The organism is Rubripirellula reticaptiva (assembly GCF_007860175.1).
GTDB classification, from domain to species: Bacteria; Planctomycetota; Planctomycetia; order Pirellulales; family Pirellulaceae; genus Rubripirellula; species Rubripirellula reticaptiva.
The window spans coordinates 42,773-63,339 of the sequence record NZ_SJPX01000004.1 but is presented as its reverse complement, the minus strand read 5'-3'; the positions used below and the strand labels follow the sequence as shown (position 1 = coordinate 63,339).

The window sequence follows — 20,567 nt, the reverse complement described above, 5'->3', positions numbered from 1 at the left end:
GAAAGAGTGCTCTCTATCTGTACTTATCCGGGCGAGCTAATTTGTGACCAAGAATCTCGGAATTATCTGCGGAAATGGCCTGAGGAGGCTGCAGCCGAGCAGACGCCACCGCTATTGCCGCCTTACCCGCGCCGGGGATTCAGCCAGTCTTCTATCGGAAGCGTCCGCGATCAACCGCACCTCGCGATCGAGATTCCACTCGCCCGACCCGTTCTCGCCCGCCGGCTTCACAACTTGACCAACTTGACCAATTTGAACGGCCGTTCATTCTTTGGGAGCACGGTCGCGCAGAAGGCTTCGCGGAATAACGCGGTACTCTGCGTGATCAGGCAGATTTACTTGGTAGTCCGTCCAGCGGGGATCTGGAACCGGATAGTCGGTGCTGATGTATTGCGCACCGCTTTGGAAAGCTTTGTCACGCCGCGCCGTGTCACCGCTGCGTGCCTGACGTGTTTCCGAGTCCGCTCGAGTGCGTACGATCAAGCCGCCACGAACGGCTCGTTGAATTTCGCGGAATTGTCCGACCGGGTCGTTCAGTTTTCGAAACGCTGCCGCCGAATGTTCTGGTGACACTGAAACGAACATCGCCCGCCCCCGAAGTGATGGATGGTCTCGAAGGTACAGGTTACGGATGTCGCCTTCGTTGTCCAACGCAAACCAGACTTGCCCTCGAACGTCATCGAGCAGCGGCCATCCATTGGCAGCGACGGCATCACGAAGATGCTCGTGCATGTCGCGAATTTGGTCGGGTGAAATGAATTCGTCTTCACCAAAGACCGATCGTATTTCCCGGTCGACGGCATCTAAGTGTTCGCGGTCAAACGAGACCGGAGTGACCAGCACCGGTCCCACCGCGGACTGTTTGAGTTCGACCAAAACCAGGATGGGAATGTGCAACTGATGTGACCTTGACCATTGGCGGATCGACCGTAACGCCGCAACAAAGGTTGGTTCGGTGCTGCGATAGTCAAATCCCGGTGAGTGAAGCACCTTCATTCCAGGGGAGTCCATTGCCCCGTCAGCGTTGGGGTGCGGATGTGTTTGCTTCTGGTCCAGCGACAGAGTTGCGTAACCAATTGGATTAGCGAACAGGCCACCGTCGGGGTCCGCATACAGGTCGAGTTCGAGCTGCCGAATGTTCAGTGCATTCAACTGATCCACGATTGGCAGATGAGAATAATCAAGTGCTTCGGACTCTTTGGGTGATCCAATCGCAATCAATGTCAGCAGTTCGCGTGGCGGGGCGAGTCGATAGGAATTGTGGGTTCCGATCGCTTGAATATGGTTCATCCGCAAGCGGGGCTCTTGAGCATCAGCAATGCACGTCGTCGACAACAAAACAACCAACCATGCAATCCAGAATGATTTGGCCATCAATGTCCACTCGACTCTTCTCAAGATAATTGTGTTGTTTCGTTTGAAATCAAAGATCTGCCCATCGCTAGGCTGATCCGATGGAAATGAGAATCTACCATGCCCCGAAAACGCCAGCCATCTCGGGGGCGTGTCGCGATCGATCAATCGATGGCAGGCGGGGTAGACTTCGATGGATTCGGGGTTATTTTTCCAAGTGCCTGCTGGTCAACAATCCTGGCCAGCTTGCGCTCCCCTTCGGATTTGGTTCGACTATTATGATCGATCAAATCTTCTGCACGAAGCTTTCCCACCTCAAATTCCCGCCTACGTTACAAAGTACAAGCGATGCATCCGAATTCCGGCCTCAGGTTTTGTGTATCCGTCTTCACCATTCTGCTTGTTTCGAACGCGTCGCGGTTTGCGGCAGCGCAAGTCGCCGATCCGATCGCGAAGATGCAAGCCGACGCGGTTGCGGCTCGCCAAGCCGACTGGGGTCACTGGGGACCGAACCCGAAGACATACTCGAGTTGGAAAACGCACAGCAACCGTTTGATTCCCGTTTACACATATGGAATCGATCTCAAGCCAGTGATTGGTGTAAACAGTGTTTACCGAAATGAGTCGGCGGTCGAAAGTCTGTACGGCTACCTGCCTGAAAAGACGTTGAACCCAAAAGCGGAATACTTTGATCAGACCGACGTTTTTCGGCTACAGAAAATGGCGATCGCATCAGGCAAGAAGCGTGTGATCTTGTTTGTGTTCGACGGCATGGATTGGGATACCACTCGAGTTGCTGCGATTGCAAAATCTGGAAAGGTCTACCGCGAAGGTCGTGGTGAGGGATTGCAGTTTTTGGACTACCGAGGCACGACAACGGATTACGGCTTTTGCGTCACCAGTCCTCGTGCCGAAGGCACCAAGGTAAATGTCGACCAGCAGACTGTTGTGAATCCCGAAGGAAAGCTTCGCGGTGGTTATGACGCTGTGTTGGGTGGCGACTCGCCTTGGCGGCCTTTCACCGACGCGAATTATCTGATCGGAAAGAGCAAGGAAACAAAACATGCTTACGCCGAATCTTCTGCTACGGCGACGTCGATGACGTGTGGGATCAAGACTTATAACGATGCGATGAATGTCGACTTTATGGGGCGTGAAGTGCTGCCGATTGCCAGAACGTTACAGGACGATGGGTTTGCGATTGGGGTCGTGTCGAGCGTTCCGATCAGCCACGCGACACCAGGCTGTGCGTACGCGAACAATGTCCATCGAAACGACTACCAAGATCTGACCCGCGATTTGATCGGTCGTCCGTCGATTTATCACCCAGGTGGACTGCCAGGCGTTGATGTGCTGATCGGTGGCGGTTGGGGAATCGATAAAGACAAGGATGCCGCGCAAGGCAAAAACTATGTTCCCGGTAACAAGTACATCGCCGCCGACGATCTAGAAGCGATCGATGTCAAACGCGGCGGAAAATACGTCGTGGCTCAGCGAACGAGCGGAGTGGCGGGGCCCGATGTGTTGAGCATCGCTGTGCAGGAAGCGAAGAAGAATCACCAGCGTTTATTCGGATTTTTCGGAGCCGAGGGCGGCCACTTGCCGTTTCAAACGGCCGATGGAAATTACAATCCGGTGGCCAGTTTCGGGAACCCCAATCCAGCAAAGGCAGAGGTCTATAGCGAAGCTGACTTGCACGAAAACGTCAAATTGAAAGACATGGCTGTTGCCGCAATCGACGTTCTGGATTCACGGTCAGACCGATGGTGGTTGATGATTGAAAGTGGTGATGTTGACTGGGCAAATCATTCCAACAACATTGATAACTCGATTGGTGCCGTGCTGAGCGGTGACGATGCGTTTGCAGCGGTGGTGGCGTGGATCGAACAGCATGGTGGTTGGGATGAAACTGCATTGATTCTGACTGCTGATCACGGCCACTATTTTAACCTCGATCGCCCCGAAGCGTTTGTGCGAAGTTCGGCCGAGTAGCGGAAGTCACCGGACCATGCGTCCCAATCCTTATTCCATCGCGAGTTGCAGGTTAGATGAGTTCAGGTACGTCGACCCATTTGCGTTCCTTCCAGCTTTGCATTCCAAGCTCGGCCAGTTGAACACCCTTGGCGCCTTCCATCAGCGAATAGCTCCATGATTCGCCGAGGACAACGTGCCGGATAAACATCTCCCACTGAATCTTGAAGGCGTTGTCGTATTCGATGTTATTGGGTACGTCCTCCCAGCAGGCAAAGAGATCGATCGGCTGCGGAATGTCTGGGTTCCAGACTGGTTTCGGCGTGTTGGCTGCGGACTGAGTTTTGACTTCGCGTAGGCCAGCAACCGCCGATCCGTTGACCCCGTCAACTTGAACGGTCAGCAAGTCGTCGCGACGGACACGGGTGCACCAAGAACTGTTGAACTGGACCATGGTGCCGTCTTCAAGCACGAACATCGCGTAGGCGGAATCGTCTGCGGTGCATTTGTACGGAGTGCCATCTTCGGCGCGGCGCTCGTCCAGATCGATTGCACCGTAGGCCACCAAGCTCTTCACCGGTCCGAACACATGGTCGATGACGTAGCGCCAGTGGCAGAACATATCGATCATCATTCCGCCGCCGTCTTCGGCACGGTAATTCCACGAGGGACGTTGGGCCGGCTGGTCGTAGTCCATTCCACTGAAAACCCAGTAGCCAAAGTCGCCTTTGACGGAGAGAATTTTTCCGAAGAAACCGAGTTCTTTCAGCATCTTGATTTTGCGGAATCCAGGCAGCCACAGCTTGTCTTGGACAACGCCATTTTTTAGTCCAGCCGTTTCGACCAACTTGGCAAGACGAACCGCTTCCTTAGTTTCAACCGCGGTTGGTTTTTCACAGTAGATCGCCTTGCCGGCCTTCACCGCCATTTCGATGAAGCCTGCGCGATGGAGCGTGCCAGAGGCATCAAAGAAGATTTCGTAATCGCCAAACTTTCCGTCGAGTGCGCCCTGCAAGTCGGTGGTGTACTTGTACGATTCGCCCCGCGCCTCGTTGCCGTACTTTTCGGCGAGCATTTTCAATGCGTGGTCGCGTCGACCGGTCAATATCGGGTCGGGCATGATGGTCAGGTCGTTGCTGACCCGAATGCCGCCCTGATTGATGATAGCAGTGATCGAGCGCGCCAGATGCTGGTTCGTGCCCATGCGTCCGGTCACGCCGTTCATGATGATTCCAACTCGCTTGATTTCCACGTCTGTTTCCCTCGTTGGATGTTGATTCTAGATCGACGACACCAAAGAAATGATCATCGATCGAGTCCGTCCAGAAAGGATTGGTCCGACAACAGTTGGTCAACCGCTTCAAGTGCTTCGTCCGACTCCGCTGCATTTTCGGTTAGCGATACCACCGGAGAGGTGGTTGGCGTGTAAGGAATTACCACGGTACTGGTCCACGAAAGGTGCGGCGCCGTCGACTCGAATGGTTGAAGATCAAGCAAATTTTCCTGTTTAGGTTTCTGTGTTTCCCGATCCGGCCGCGTGAGCAACCGTGTCGCTTCGCCTTCACCCGATCCTTCGACACGCGTTTGCCGCGCCAAGTCGTTGATCACTCGAAGTGCATCGAGCGCCGTCGCACGGCCGTCTGAGTTTTGATCAAAGTAAGCGTTCGGCCACTCGGTCACAGTACCGGGCTTGTCGAGGTCTTGAGTGCCAGCGTCTGAGAACGAACGTCGGCCAAGTTCGTTGATGATCCGCAGCGCATCGAGCGCCGTCACATTGCCGTCGTTGTTGACGTCGCTAGCGCGAAGGAAGTTGTGCCAAGCCTGTGCGAGCCGTGCCTTGATCGTCTCGCCGCTGCCGTTGATGTTTGTCGCCGTCAAATAGAACTCGCCATTTTCATGGACTGGTTCCGATAAACGCCAATCGACGGCGTCGCTGATTTCGACGTTGTCACCTTTGCCTGCTTGAATTCGGATCCGTCGCGATTCCGGCGAAAGTGCGGCAACCGAAGCTGTACTGAGTCTGACTAAGTTCTTGTCGGCACTCGAGAGATCCAACAGCTCGAAGTTCTCGGCCGTGACCTTCGAGCCACTCAAATCAAGTTCGCCACCGTCGCCCATCACCACCAACGAATTGGCACCATCGCCGCCATTTAGATTCACGTTCGTTGCCTCGGCCAAACCGCTGGCCATGTCGATAGTTACCGATTCATTTGGTGTGCCACCGGACAAGGCGACCGTTGCAACGGTGTCGGTTGGTGCTCGAAATAGTTCCATTTCCCCAGCACGAACAACAACCTCGCCCGCCTCGACCATCATTCCGACCGACACGCCAGCCAAGTCGACGATTGCGTTGGCGCCGTCCGCAATGCTGCCGCCGAGTAACGACACGATGTAGTCTTCGACCTCGCCATCGGCTGCTTCACCGGCCGGGGCCAGATTGCCGCTGCTGCTAAGACGAAAGCGAGCTGCGGCTTCACCTGCTGTCGCGCCGGCCGGAACCGAGAAGCTGAGCAAGTTGACGCCCGCAACCACATCGACGCTGTCGAATATTTTTTCGGTCGACGCATCCCAACTTCCGTCGCGGCTAAAGTCGATCCATGCATCTAGTTTGCCAGGCTGCGACGCCGTAACGCGGAAGCTGGATTTCGTGGCCGTGTTGGCGTCGACCACAATGCTGGCAGCCGGGACAACGCCGTCGTCATCCGCATCGCCGGCTTGGTCGTCGCCCTCGGCATTGGCGTCCGGTTGTCCGTCCGCATCGACGTCGATCAGGCTGCCAAGAAACAGTGGTGCGGAAGAAACGGATCCGGCAAAGTGTCGTGCACCGTCTTGTGAGCGAGTGACTGGAAAAGTCGCTGGTGCGTCACCGAAATCGAAGCTGACGTTTACGGTCACCGTCGCCGTTTCAATCGTGGTATTACCAGCGTCATCGGTCGCTGTGAACGTTACGGTTGTCTCGCCCGGCGGAAAGACAGATGGCCCGTCATGTGTGATCACAACAGCGTCGTCGACGATGTCTGTCGACACTGCCGAGGTCAAAAACGCATCGATCGCTCCTTGACTCGCATCGGTCCCACCAATCACGTTCGCTTCGACCGTGATGTCTGCGGCCAGCGCCAAGTTGGGCGAAGTCGTGTCGACCACGGTCACGATGGTTGACCCGGTCGAGGCTTGGCCGGAGTCATCCGTCGCTGTGAATGTGACCACAGTTTCGCCGACGAGGAACATCGCCGGTGCATCGTGCGTGATGGTGGGGATCGCATCCACAGCGTCGGTCGCTGTTGCAGCCGACAGCAATGCCGCGATCACAAGGTTGGTCGCATCGGTTCCGCCCGTTCGGTCGCCTTCAATGGTGATGTCGGATGGTACCGAGATCACTGGCGCGGTCGTGTCTGTCACGGTGACGATCGCCGATGCGGTGCCTCGGTTGCCGGCGTCATCTGTCGCCGTGAAGGTCACGACTGTTTCGCCAACCGGCAGCACGGTCGGAGCATCATTGGTAATCGTCAACGAACCATCGACGATATCACTGGCCGTCGAGGTGGCCAGAAAAGCAACGAGCGCCGGATTCGTTTTCGCAACACCGCCAGTCGTATCGCCTTCGACTGTAAAGTCGCTCGGTGCGTTGACCGTCGGCTGAGTTGTGTCGGTGACGGTGATCGTTGCCGTCTCAGTCGCTATGTTTCCGGCTTCATCGGTTGCCGTGAAAGTCACCACAGTGTCGCCGACCGTCAGCATCGCTGGTGCATCATCGGTGAACGTCAAAGAGTCATCGACAATATCGCTGCCCGTCGCGGCAGCAAGAAAAGCGGCAATCGCCGGATTCGTTTTCGCAGCACCACCGACCGCATCGCCTTCGACCATGATATCGCCCGGTGCGGTAATCGTCGGATCGGTTGTGTCGGCGACCGTTATCGTCGCGGTCGCCGTCGCGCTGTTCCCGGCGTCGTCAGTCGCCGTGAAAGTCACCACGGTGTCGCCGACCGACAGAAACGCAGGAGCATCATCTGCAATCGTCAACGAATCATCGACAATGTCGCTGCCCGTCGCGGCGGCAAGAAAAACAGCAATCGCCAGATTCTTTTTCGCAGCACCACCAACCGTATCGCCTTCGACGGTGATGTTGGCTGGTGCAGTGATCACCGGATCGGTTGTATCGGTCACGGTTACCGTCGCTGTCGACGTCGCCATGTTTCCGGCATCGTCGGTCGCCGTGAAGGTCACGACGGTGTCACCGACCGCCAGCATCGCCGGCGCATCATCGGTAATCGTCAATGAATCATCGACAATGTCGCTGCCTGTCGCAGCGACCAGAAAAGCAGCAATCACGGGATTCGTTTTCGCAGCACCACCGATCGCATCGCCCTCGACAGTGATGTCGGCTGGCGCGATGATTGTCGGATCGTTTGTATCGGCAACGGTTATCGTCGCCGTCGCTGCCGCATTGTTTCCCGCATCGTCGGTTGCCGTGAATGTCACCACGGTATTGCCAACCGCCATAATCTCCGGTGCGTCATGGCTGAACGTTAACGAATCATCCGCAATATCACTGGCTGTCGCAGAGGCAAGAAAAGCGACAATCGCCGGATCCGTTTTCGTCACTCCGCCGATCGTGTTGCCTTCGAACGTGATGTTGGCCGGCGCCACGATGGTTGGAACCGTCGTGTCGACGACAGTAACCGTTGCGGTGGCAGTCGCAAGATTGTTGACATCGTCGGTCGCCGTGAAAGTCACAACGGTATCGCCGATCGAAAAAAACGCGGGCGCATCATTCGTAATCGTCACCGATTCATCGATACTGTCGGACGCGGACGCAGCAGCCAAGAACGACTGAATCACAGCATCAGCAGTCGCCGTTCCACCCAGCGTGCTGGCTTCGGCGGATAGGTTGTTCGGCACGATCAGGATCGGCGGAGTCGTGTCAACCACTACCACCGCGGACATCGCCGCCACATTGCCGTTGCCTGCCTGATCACTGGTAACATCGGCTGCAATGTCAACGGTGACAGTGCCATCGGAAGTCGCTTCGACAATGACGGTAAACACTCCACCACCATTTTCGGCGAAGCTAGTGACACTTCCACCCGTGACCGTAATGTCGGCCGCTGCAAACCCAACAATCGTTTCGCCAAAGTCGATTGAAACGTTGATCTGACCGGTTCCAGACGGACTTGGTGGGACCGTGATGGCAGGTGTTGGAGCGACCGTATCAACGCGAGTGGAATACGGGTTTGCTGCAAAATTTGCGTTGCCGGCTAAATCGGTCGCCGCATCACTGGCAACATTGACCGTCACGTCACCATTCGCCGTCGCATCGATCGTTGCTGTGAAATGTCCGTTGCCGTTATCAACCCATTGACTGACCGTTCCGCCGACAACCGCGATATCGTCGACATTGAATCCAACAATGGCTTCGCCAAATTCGATCGCGACATGAAACGGATCGTTGTTGGTTGGGGTGGTCGGGCCGGAGATCGTCGGCGTGGGCGCGGCCGTGTCGACGAAGGTCGAATATCGCGTCGATGCAACGTTAAGATTTCCGGCGTCATCAGCCCCAACGTTCGCGGCAATGTCGACGATCACTAACCCATCGGTGGCCGCATCGATCGTTGCAGTGAAATGTCCGTTGCCGTTGTCGACCAGATTGCTGGCCGTTCCACCACCCACGGCAATGTCACTGAGAGCAAATCCAGTTATTGTTTCCGCAAAATTGATCGCGATGGTGAACGGGTCCGAGTTGGTGTGGGATGCTGGCCCGGTAATCACCGCAGTCGGCGCCGTCGTGTCAACAAGCACGGTGAACGGAACCGCAATCCCGTTGTTGTTTCCCGCACGATCGACAGCAACATTGGCCGCGACGTCGAGTGTCACGTCACCGTCGTTGGTGGCGTCAATCGTTGCCGAGAACCGACCAACACCGTTGTCGACAAAGTTAGTCACCGTTCCGTTCACGATGGTGATGTCGCCTTGTTCGAACCCGATGACCGGTTCACCAAAGTTGATCGTCACATTAAAAGGATTCGAATTCGTGATTGTTACCGGCCCGGTTACCACTGGTACGGGGAAAGTCCTGTCGACGAAGATCGAATAGGGAGTGGCTGCAAAGTTGGGGTTGCTGGCGATGTCCTGCGCTACGTTCGCCGGAACTTCAACCGTGACCGTTCCAGCGGCCAGAGGGACGACCGTGACCGTAAATAATCCTGCGCCGTTATCGATTAAGTTGTTCGCGGTTGCGTTGTTGAGCTGCAAATCGCTGAGACTAAAACCCGTCACGGCTTCTCGAAAGTTGATCGTGACATCGAATTGTTCGACGTTGGTCGGGCCACCCGGACCGACAATGATCGGCACCAACGCGGTCGTATCAACATCTACCGAATAGCGATCGGCCGCAATATTTGCATTGCCGGCAGAATCATTGGCGACGTTCGCGGCAACATCAACAGTCACGGTTCCGTTGGATACCGCATCAATGGTCGCTGAATATCGGCCGCTGCCTTCGTTGACAAAGTTGGTGACGTTGCCGCCGCCGACCAAAATGTTGCCTGACGCGAAGCCCGATACAGTTTCGCCGAAATCGATTGTTACATCGAACGGATCCGAGTTCGTGGGACTTGCCGGACCTGTGATTGTCGGTGTCGGTGCAGTCGTATCAACGACGATCGAATACTGCGGCGCGGCAGCGTTATTGTTGCCAGCGATGTCCGTCGTAACATTCACGGCAATGGCAGTCGTGACTTCGCCGTCCGCCGACGCTTCGATCGTCAACGAGAACTGACCGTTTCCGTGATCGACTAGGTTACTTGCCGTACCGCCGCCCACCGTAACGTCATCGATCGTGAAGCCGTCGACCGTTTCGCCAAAATCGATCGTCACCGTAAACGGATTGCTGCCGGTCGGGTTGGCCGGTCCCGTGATCAATGGCGTTGGCGCCGTCGTGTCGACCACGATCGAAAACGGAGCTGCCGCGATATTGAAATTGCCGGCGTTGTCGGACGCGCGATAGGCGCCCAAGTCAACCGTCACCAATCCGTCTGCCGACGCGTTGATCGTGGCAGTGAACCGGCCGTTGCCATTGTCCAACAGATTGCCAGCCGTCCCACCACCAACGACAAGATCGCTCAGCACAAAACTGTTGACCGGTTCGCCAAAGTCAATCGTCACCGTAAACGAATCACTACCGATCGGACCGGCCGGCCCCGTAATCGTCGGCGCAGGCACCGCAGTGTCCACGGTGATCAAAAACTGGGACGCCGCGACGTTGGGATTTCCGGCATTGTCGATCGCTGAATCAGCACCCACATTTACGGTCACTAAACCATCGGTTGTTACATCAATCGTAGCGGTGAAACGACCGTTGCCGTTATCGACAAGGTTGCTGGCCGTTCCGCCACCAACGACTAAGTCACTCACGAAGAAACCGTTTACCGTCTCGCCAAAATCGATGGTCACCGTGAACGGATCGCTGCTGGTCGGAGCAGCCGGTCCGGTGATCGTTGGCGCGGGCGAGGACGTGTCCACCAAAACTGAAAACCGAGTGGCTGCGACATTGGCATTGCCCGCGTGGTCAGCCGCGACATTGGCGGCCACATCTACCGTTACCAATCCGTTCGCCTCCCCATCGATCGTGGCCGTGAAGCGACCGTCGCCGTTATCCAACAAGTTGCTGGCTGTGCCACCGCCAACGACCAGATCACCGATCTCGAAACCACTGACCGGTTCTGCAAAGTCAATCGTTACCATGAATGAATCGACGTTGGTTGGACCGTCCGGCCCGATAATCGTCGTCGTCGGTGCCACTGTGTCGACCACAATCGCAAACTGAGCGGCCGCGACGTTCGGGTTGCCAAGCTCGTCCGCCGTGACATTGGCTGCAATATCGACTGTCACCAAACCGTCTGAAATGGGGTTGATCGTCACGGTGAAACGACCGTTTCCGTTATCAACTAGGTTGCTGGCTGTTGCACCACCAACGTCGACGGCACCGATGATGAATCCTTTGACCGGTTCGTTAAAGTCGATCGTGACCGTGAACGGGGCGCTGTTCGTTGGGCTGGCCGGTCCGGTGATCGTTGGCGCAGGCGGCGTGGTGTCCACAAAAATCGCATACCGAGGCGCAGCGATGTTGGCATTGCCAGCTCGATCAAACGCAACACCCGCCGCAACGTCCACCGTCACCAAACCGTCCGCGACCACATCGATCGTTGCGGTGAAACGACCATCGCCATTGTCCAACAAGTTACTGGCCGTCCCGCTGCCGACGGTGATGTCACCAATGACGAATCCGTTCACCAGTTCGCCAAAGTCGATCGTTATTGAAAACTGTCCGCTGCTGGTGGGGCTCGCTGGTCCTGTAATCGATGGCACCGGCGATACGGTGTCGACAATCGTTGCGAACTGACCGGCTGCTGAGTTTAAATTGCCCGCCTCATCAGTCGCAGCGCCAGCCGCAACATCGATGGTCACCAGTCCATCTGCGATCGCGTCAATGGAAACCGTGAATCGTCCCGCACCCAAGTCGACCAGATTCGATGCCGCGCCACCGCCAACGACAATGTCACCCAACTCGAAGCCGGTGACCGGTTCGCGGAAATCAATCGTTGCCGTAAACGGATCCAAATTCGTCGGGCTTCCCGGTCCGGTAATTGTTGGCGTCAGCGCCGTAGTGTCGATGACAATTGAGAATTGGCTGGCGCCAACGTTACCGTTGCCCGCGATATCGGTCGCCACGTTGGCCGCCACGTCGACCGTAACCGTCCCTTCGGTTAGGGCATCAATCGAAGCCGTGTATTTTCCATTTCCGATGTCCACTAGGTTTGACACCGTACCGCCACCCACCGAAATGTCGCCAATCGCAAACCCGATGACGGGATCTGCGAAGTCAATCGTTACCGTGAATGGATCCGAGTTCGTTGGACTTCCCGGGCCCGTGATAACGGCGGTCGGAGCGATTGTATCGACGACGACCGAAAACAGAGTCGCCGCCGCGTTTTCGTTGCCCGCCACATCAGTCGCAACACTTGCCGGAACACCAACCGACACCGTTCCGTCCGCAGCGGCATCAATCGAAGCGGTAAATTGCCCGCCACCCAGATCGATCAAATTCGAAGCCGTTCCGCCACCAACCGAAACGTCACCAATCACAAAATCACTGACCGATCCACCAAAATCAATCGTCACCACAAACGGATCCGAATGGGTCGGGCTGGCCGGACCTGTGATGGTGGGAACCGAACCGGTGCGATCGCTAACGACGCTGAACTGATTCGCGTTCAGCGTCCTCTTACCACCGATATCGGCGGCCGCACCGGCGTCAAGGTTGATGGTGATCGTGCCATCACCGGTCGGAGTCACATCGAATGAAAACTGCCCGCCGCCGATCTCAACGAAACTGCTAACCGTTGCGCCTGCAACCTTCAAATCAGCCTGATCGAATCCAGTCACGGAGTCGCCAAAATCAACCGTTATAGGAATCAGCGTTTGACGCGTCGGGCTGGTTTCGGTTGACGCAATTACGGGAGTAACAAAATCATTGTCACTGATCTTTACTGTTTGCGAAGTTACCACGCCTAACGCTAGACCAGACGAAGGATTACTGATTGTCAGTGTTGCAGTTTCCGTGAACGCTTCGATCACCGCATCATCCTGAACGGTAAACGTAACACTGCCGCTGCTTTGTCCGTCAAGGATGACGATCTGAGTAGCCGAAAGGAGATAGTCTTCGGGACTGGTCGCCGTGCCGCTGGCAATCAGATCAACCGATTGGTTTCCTGTAACGTTGGATTCATTCGTTGCCGTCACGGTGACAATGGTCGCCCCGTTCTCGGCTACCTCCGACAGATTGACGGTCAAGTTGACGCCCATTGTCGGCGTCTGCACCTTCAATATCGCTGCCCCCTGCGTGAAGACATGGAAGGCATCGCCATCAATCCATTCGGCTGGCTGCTGAGTCCATCCAACGCCGAAATCCAACGTATCGCCTGGATCTTTTCGCACGACTAATGTGTTCGATGTGTTGCTGATGTTGAGAACTTCTAGCCGATCCAGAACCAGTGCGTTGTCACCAATTCCAGAGATGTCGATCTGTTCGATACCAACAATTCGGTTGTCGGGCAGAGTTGTCAGATCCAGTGTTGTGTTCGACGCGTCCAATCGCAACGTGTCAAATCCGTTTCCGCCAACGAGACGAGCGAACGTCAGGTCCGCGATCGCCAAGACATCGTCTCCCTCACCACCACGCAGCACATCGCGACCGCCGCCGCCTAATAGTTCGTCATCGCCGCGACCACCGATCATGACATTGGGTGACGTGTCACCGCTCAGTAAATCAGCTTGTGAAGTGCCCGAGTGGGTTGCCGTTGATCGAAAATCCCCGCCCAAGACTAAGTAGCTCTCGCCGGCACTGCCCAAGTCATTGCTGATTCCGTCACCATGTCTTGCGCCAATCAGAATGTCATCGAATCCGTCACCATTCACATCGCCAGCGATGTCAACGACCCCGCCGCTGGAATCACCCGCGTCGACTCCATAGATCGTTAACCCGGTAAATGAAACATTCGTGTCGATCACAGGTGGCAAGGCGGCGTTTCCGAAGATGATGTAGGTTTCGCCCGAATCAATCTTGGATTCGTCGATCCCGTCGCCCGAGGCCGATCCGATAACGAGATCATCAAAGCCATCGCCATTGACGTCTCCCGCACCTCCAACCCTTTGGCTCTCTGAGTCCACGGCTCGGAACTCGACTCCGCCAGACCCGAGATACCGCAGATCGATCGTGCTTGGCAAAGACGGCCCGCCAAAGACAACGTGGCTTGCTCCATTCGAGGTGCTAGTAACCAGATCATCGAACCCATCACCATTGACGTCACCGGCGAAGCTTAAGGATTGACCGCTGTTGTTATAAATGAAGTCACCGTTGATGGTGACGCCGCTTGTACCGAGCAACGACATCGCGATTGTCTCTGGCATCGTTGCAGCGCCGTACAACACGTAGGTTTGTCCATCTCCGGAATCGCCGTATGAATCGGAAACCAACGTGTCATCGAAACCATCACCATTAAAATCTCCCCCTTGCCCGACGATTCTTGCACGAGATATCTCGACGCCAGCCGAGCCGAGCGATGCGAGATCGATCTTGGCGGGAAGGTTGGGGCCGCCAAAGACGAGATAGGCAATCATCGTGTTGTTTGCGATTGAACCTACAACGATGTCGTCAAAACCATCACCGTTGACGTCGCCAGCGTTGTCAATCGAACCCCCAATTCCCCGGTAATAGTCAACGCCCAAAATCGTGACGCCGTCCGTTCCCAGTGAGGAAAGGTCGATCGATGACGGTAGCGATGGACCACCAAAGATGACGTAGCTTTCGCCCGCCGATCGAGTGGCGTTATCTTCGCCGTCTGCGTCGTGCGCGCCGATCAGCAAGTCGGAAAAGCCATCGCCGTTAATATCCGCTAAGGCGACGCTCTTGCCGCTACTGTCAAAGGCGTCGATGCCATTGATTTTGACACCTGCCGTGCCAAGACTCGCAAGATCCATGGTTGCCGGCGGAGATTCGGTGCCATAAACCAAATAAGTCTGGCCGGTTTTCCCTGACCCAGGATTGGTCCCGGTCGCACCTATCAAAAAGTCATCAAGCCCGTCTCCATTAACGTCTCCAACGCCGCCAATGTTGCTGGCATATTCGAACGGGTTGATTCCGAAATACGTTGCCCTCTGGCCAATCGGTAGCGTAGCCAGGTCGATGATCATGTGATCCGATTCGATCTTGACGGTCGCGGCAGCGAACGTGAAGACACGAAACGCCTCGCCGTCGATCGTTTCATCCTCTCCGCGCGTCCAACCGTTGCCAATGGTCACCGAATCGTCATCGTCACGGCGAATGATTAGCGTGTTGCTTTCATCGCTGATATTCAGTACGTCCTGCCAACCTAGCGACAATGAATTTGAGCCGGTTCCGCGAATGTCGATTCGTTCAATTCCGAGAATTCGGTTGTCGGGACGTTCCGTCAGGTCCAACGACAGTCCTGCGGATTCAAATGACAACGTGTCAAACCCATTTCCACCAACGATGCGCGTGAAATCCACGTCGCCGATCGAAAGCTGATCGTCACCTTCGCCGCCGCGCAGCACATCGCCCCCACCGCGACCGACCAATAAGTCGTCACCGTTGCCGCCGATCATCACGTTGGCGCCGATGTCGCCGGTGAGGGTTTCGTTGGCCGCGGTCCCGGCGTGCGTGACGGAGTTTGTAAGGTCACTGCCAAGAATCAAATAAGTTTCGCCTGCGGGACCGGCCAGAGGGGCTCCAATCACCAGATCGTCAAAGCCGTCGCCGTTGAAATCTTCCCCTGTGCTGATGGTCGAACCTATCTGATATCCACTAACCGCACCATGAATGGAAAGTCCCGCAGCGCCTGGTAACGAAAAATCAATGGTCGCGGGCAACGAGTTGCCACCAAACACAACGTACACATCGCCGGCTGCCGATTGGTTATCGCTTTCACCGTCCGCGCTGTCAGCACCGATAACAAGATCGTCAAAGCCATCGCCGTTGAGGTCGCCGGCACGACTGATGGCGATGCCATGATTGTCCTGGGTGTCGCCATAAAAAATGACATCGGCCGCGCCGGGGTTTTGCAGGTCGATATTGCCCGGTAACGAATTGCCACCAAATATCAGGTAGCTTTCGCCCGCTTGCGAACGTGCGTTGGAAAGCGCTCCGGCCAGCGGTGCCCCGATCAACAGGTCATCGAAGCCGTCGCCGTTGACATCGCCGGCGCCACTGACCGCAGTGCCGCTTTGGTCATTGATGTCCACACCAGATATGACCAACCTTTTGCGCAGGTTGGAATTGGTTTGGTAGATCACAGTTGTCCGTCTTTGATCGAAACCAAAAATCACGTAGCTTTCGCCCGATAGATTTCTGGCGTCCGCAGCGCCCTCACTTTGCGGTGCACCGACAATGATGTCGTCCCGACCGTCGCCATCGATATCGCCCGCGCTGCTAATGGATCGCCCGCTGTTGTCGCCGATATCTGCGAGATCAATCAGCAGTCCTGGCGAGTTCCACCCAGAAAACGAATCGAGGTCAATCGTGCTTGGAAGTGATGAATCCCCATATAAGAGGTACACTTTGCCCGAGTCGGATGTGGTCCCATCCCGGTCGGCCAGCGGAGCGCCGATCAACAAGTCAGCGTATCCATCACCGTTAAAATCACCCGCGCTGCTGACCGCGTGCCCGCTTTCGTCGCCGACTCCGGCACCGCGTATCACGACACCTGCCGATCCTAGGTTCGCTAGGTCGACTGCGCCAGGAAACGTTGTGGACCCAAAAATGAGATAGCTTTCCCCTTCGCCGGTGTCTCCAGTCGTTCTATCGGCGCGTGGCGCCCCGATAAGCAGATCGTCCAGTCCGTCTCCGTTGACATCGCCAACCCCGCTGACCGATCGACCACTTTGGTCATTGTCATCGGCACCAAAGATGGTCAGCCCGGCCGTGCCAAGATTTCCGAGGTCGACCGTCGCCGCTGGAGTGGAGCTACCAAAGACAACATAGCTTTCGCCTGCACGCCACTTTGCGTTTCCGCTGGCTGCTGCAAACTCAGCACCAATAATCAGGTCGTCGAAGCCGTCCCCATTCACGTCACCCGCGCTGCTGACCGAACTGCCCGACAGATCGCCCAAGTCGGCGCCAATAAAAGTCGTCAGCAATCGCCGGTCTTCGAGTTGTTCGGCAAACAGGCGGCGACGACGTGTCGGAACGCGTTTGGGTTTGGACGCTCTGCGGAAAATCATATTGTCTTGTCTCGTTGGTGCCCGGAAGTCGTGCTTCGCTTCGCCGAAACCACACTCGTTAAGGAACTGAATTCGGTGTGACTTGATTTCGGTGAATTACTGATACCACTGAGTCTCTAATCTCAGTGCCCTGTGGATCTCGTCCGTTTTGAATCTAAGTGATTGTGGACGGACAACGTCCGCCAAAGCTACGACGTCGTACAATTCTGTGTCCGCGCCTTCGATTCGTACTCCATGAACAACGTCACCGCTGCTCGGCCAACCAGCCCGGAAACTGACGTGACGAAGTCAGCTCGAACTGAGGCTGCCTGTCTGCAAATGAGTATGCCGGAATCGGTGTCATGCACGTCTCGTTTGTTGCGTGCAGATCTAGACTGCCCCGCATCCAATCAAACGCAATATGCCGCCAGATGCAGTATTCAGAACGGACTGACAGTGTATCTGAAGAAATAAGGTGAATGGGCGTTCGGTGCCCCTCAACCTGGGGTAAGGCTTGTCGTCGCCGCGGAGTCGTCGTCTTGAGCTCCGGCGACGATGCTTCACCGCTTCTTGTCTTAGGTCCCAGCATTGGCATTCGAACGATTCGATGGGACGAGACAAGCAGCGGGCGTATTCAAAACGCCAGCAAAATGGAGCAGTTTGCGTCTCGGCTTGATGGACGACCGCACGACTCTTGTTTTGCGAGGGTTTTGAGCCGTTTTTGGGCTCATGCTCAATGGCTGGGAATCAAGCTCTGGCTCGGTGGTGTCATGCGAAATCGACGCGTTCGCCCTGCGGAAAACGGTGCCTAGCCCGGGCCTGCTTTCGTTTTGATGGGGGAAAGCGTCAGAAAATATGCATTGACATGTCGAAAGGTTTCGATATATTGCTGTGTGTGTTGGGCTCGTGAGCGGGAAGGCACTAGAGCGTTTTTGTAACTCGCAGGCTCTCATTGGGCTGGATTGATGCAATGCATCGAAGTGGGAAGCACGCATGTCGGTTCTGAGGGTCGCTATTGCAAATTCGACGAGACCGAAGCCACTTTTCCTTTTTTTGATTTTATATGTCGTCAGCTTTCGATATTTCGATGTTTCCACGCGGGTCATATCGCAGGAGATCTTGATGCGAACGTCGGTTATCTGTCGGCGCTGGATCTGGAAAACGTGTTGTTGGTCGCGATTTTTTAAAGTTTCAAGTCAGTGGTTTTGTAACCGCTAAGTTTCACGGGAGAACCGAATCATGTTGCTCAAATATTTCTATGACGAAAAGCTCGCTCACGCTTCCTACATGGTTGGATGCCAGCGGGCCAAAGAAGCAGTCATCGTTGATCCAGGTCGCGATATCGAGCAGTACCTTGCGATGGCGGAGAAGGAAGGCGTGAAGATCGTTGCAGTTGCAGAGACTCACATTCACGCCGACTATGTCTCGGGCGCTCGCGAACTAGCCGACCGCGTGAACGCAAAGCTGTACGTGTCCGACGAAGGGCCCGCCGAGTGGAAGTACCTGTATCTGGCCGGCTACGACAGCATGCCCGTTCACGACGGCGATCACTTCATGGTCGGGAACATCCGGTTCGACGTCGTGCACACACCTGGGCACACGCCCGAGAGCATTTCGTTCATGTTGACCGACCAAGGCGGCGGTGCCAACAAGCCGATGGGCATCTTCACTGGCGACTTTGTGTTTGTCGGTTCGATTGGTCGACCTGACTTGCTCGAAGAAGCCACTGGATTGATCAATACGGCGGAACCCGGTGCTCGCGATCTGTTCAAGTCGGCAGAGCGATTCAAGTCGCTGCCGGAATACTTGCAAGTCTGGCCGGCTCACGGAGCAGGAAGTGCTTGCGGCAAAGGTCTCGGTGCAATTCCATCGTCAACGGTTGGCTACGAGAAACGGTTCAATCCGTCACTTCAGTTCAACGACGAAGACGAGTTTGTGCATTACATCCTGGCCGACCAACCGGAAGCGCCGAAGTATTTCGCGGTAATGAAGCGAGTGAACAAAGAAGGTCCACGGATCCTTGGCGCGGGACATCACCACAAAATGCTCGATGTCGCTGGTTTGGCAGGCGCCGTCCAGTCCGGCACCGTCGTCGATCTCACTCCATCGCCCGAATTCGCCAAAGGTCACGTTGATGGCACGATCAACATTCCGCTTTCGATGTTATCGGCATGGGCGGGATGGTTGGTGGACTACGAGCGGCCAACGTACCTGATCTGCCAGCCCGATCAGCTTGAAGAAGCGGCACGGCTATTGCACAAGATCGGCATCGAGGAAATCACGGGCGCATTCGACGCAAACGAGGTTCGATCGAGTGGTTTGGCAGACGAAGTGTATTCAACTGGCACACCGCAGGACTTATCGCACAGTGTCGAAGCGGGCGATGTGAAATTGCTCGACGTTCGATCCAATGACGAGTGGAAAGAAGGTCACATCGAGCAAGCCGAGCACCGGTTCCTTGGTCGTTTGCCCAAGGATCTGGACGAACTTCCACGTGATGAAAAGCTAGTCGTTCAATGTCGCAGCGGTGCTCGATCAGCAATCGCGGCGAGCGTCCTGCAGGCGGGCGGATTCAAGGATGTTGTCAACCTGACCGGTGGCTACGTCGCTTGGAAAAGTGCCGGTCTGCCAAGTGTGAAATCGCGACCTGCGATGAGCAGCTAAATCGTCTCGTACCTTCAACGCCATCGCCACTGCGAGTGATCCATGGAAACCACGCTTCAAAGACCTTCATTAGTGGATCGTTTGAACGATCCTAGCACCGCCGACGTTTTGCATCGTTTGCTCGATCATGCCGAGTCGCTCGATCAAATGCTGACAACCGTTGGCGAGCTTCCCAACCTGCTCGCGATCGCCGTTGATTTCTTCGATTCCGTCAGTCGAAAGGCCTCGCAAGAGGGTATCGACATCGAGCAGCGAGCAACCAGCCTGCTGAAGTTGCTCGTTCAGGTCACTGATCCTGTGAACATGCAGGCGATCGAGGGGTTGGTTTCTCGATTGCCGAAACTGGAAGAAGGCAGCGCGCTGCTTGACGAGCTTCCCAATCTCGTCGCGATAGCGATGGATGTATTCGATGAATGGGCGACCCAAGTGAAGGCGGAAGGCATCGACTTGGAGCAGAGTCTGCGGCAAGGACTGCACGCTGCATTGTATTTGGGGGGGCAGATTCGTAGAGAAGAGCTCGATCGTATTGGGTTCTTACTCAAGTCGGAAGTGATGAGTGAGAACTCCGTCGCGACCGTCGGCATGGCTGGATCGGCACTGTCGAGTTGCCATCAAGGGACGTGTGAACATCCGGTGCCGAAACGAGTCGGTTTGTTTGGACTGCTCGGCGCGATTCGCGACCCGAATACTCAACGGGCACTTTCATTCGGCCTGCAGTTCGCAAAGTGTTTCGGTGGCGTCCTTGAAAAGAGGCCTGAAGCCAACTTGAGTTCTGCCAATTCCTCTACTAACCAAGGCTAAGTGTT

Annotated in this window: 6 protein-coding genes; 3 read left to right on the top strand and 3 right to left on the bottom strand. The window is 55.7% G+C overall.

Going from position 1 to position 20,567, the window contains the following annotated elements; all coding sequences use genetic code 11:
• Positions 1–264: 264 nt before the first annotated feature.
• Positions 265–1,374 carry a Ca2+-dependent phosphoinositide-specific phospholipase C gene (locus tag Poly59_RS17325; RefSeq protein WP_146535400.1) on the bottom strand — a complete coding sequence of 370 codons (1,110 nt, stop codon included), beginning with the start codon at positions 1,372–1,374 and terminating at the stop codon, positions 265–267.
• A 327-nt stretch (positions 1,375–1,701) separates the two neighbouring features.
• On the opposite strand from Poly59_RS17325, the gene Poly59_RS17320 reads away from it, so the two are divergent.
• Positions 1,702–3,345: an alkaline phosphatase gene (locus Poly59_RS17320; RefSeq protein ID WP_246151736.1), complete on the top strand. Its 1,644-nt coding sequence runs from the start codon at positions 1,702–1,704 to the stop codon at positions 3,343–3,345.
• 52 nt (positions 3,346–3,397) lie between these two features.
• On the opposite strand, the gene Poly59_RS17315 is transcribed toward Poly59_RS17320, so the two are convergent.
• The gene (locus tag Poly59_RS17315) at positions 3,398–4,576 is read right to left on the bottom strand and encodes a Gfo/Idh/MocA family protein (RefSeq protein ID WP_146535399.1); all 1,179 of its coding nucleotides are present in this window, start codon (positions 4,574–4,576) and stop codon (positions 3,398–3,400) included.
• Positions 4,577–4,629: 53 nt separating this feature from the next.
• On the bottom strand, positions 4,630–17,118 hold the full coding sequence (locus Poly59_RS17310) for an Ig-like domain-containing protein (protein ID WP_146535398.1): 12,489 nt from the start codon (positions 17,116–17,118) through the stop codon (positions 4,630–4,632).
• Between the two features lie 1,218 nt (positions 17,119–18,336).
• Between Poly59_RS17310 and Poly59_RS17305 the strand changes: the two genes are divergently transcribed.
• On the top strand, positions 18,337–19,761 hold the full coding sequence (locus tag Poly59_RS17305; RefSeq protein ID WP_146535397.1) for an MBL fold metallo-hydrolase: 1,425 nt from the start codon (positions 18,337–18,339) through the stop codon (positions 19,759–19,761).
• A 42-nt stretch (positions 19,762–19,803) separates the two neighbouring features.
• Positions 19,804–20,562, top strand: coding sequence for a DUF1641 domain-containing protein (locus Poly59_RS17300; protein WP_146535396.1), 759 nt, complete (start codon positions 19,804–19,806; stop codon positions 20,560–20,562).
• Positions 20,563–20,567 lie beyond the last annotated feature (5 nt).

Excerpts from the sequence above, each read along its gene's own strand:
- Poly59_RS17325 (WP_146535400.1), bottom strand. The coding sequence starts at position 1,374 with ATGGCCAAATCATTCTGGATTGCATGGTTGGTTGTTTTGTTGTCGACG.
- Poly59_RS17320 (WP_246151736.1), top strand. The coding sequence starts at position 1,702 with ATGCATCCGAATTCCGGCCTCAGGTTTTGTGTATCCGTCTTCACCATT.
- Poly59_RS17310 (WP_146535398.1), bottom strand. The coding sequence starts at position 17,118 with ATGATTTTCCGCAGAGCGTCCAAACCCAAACGCGTTCCGACACGTCGT.
- Poly59_RS17305 (WP_146535397.1), top strand. The coding sequence starts at position 18,337 with ATGTTGCTCAAATATTTCTATGACGAAAAGCTCGCTCACGCTTCCTAC.
- Poly59_RS17300 (WP_146535396.1), top strand. The coding sequence starts at position 19,804 with ATGGAAACCACGCTTCAAAGACCTTCATTAGTGGATCGTTTGAACGAT.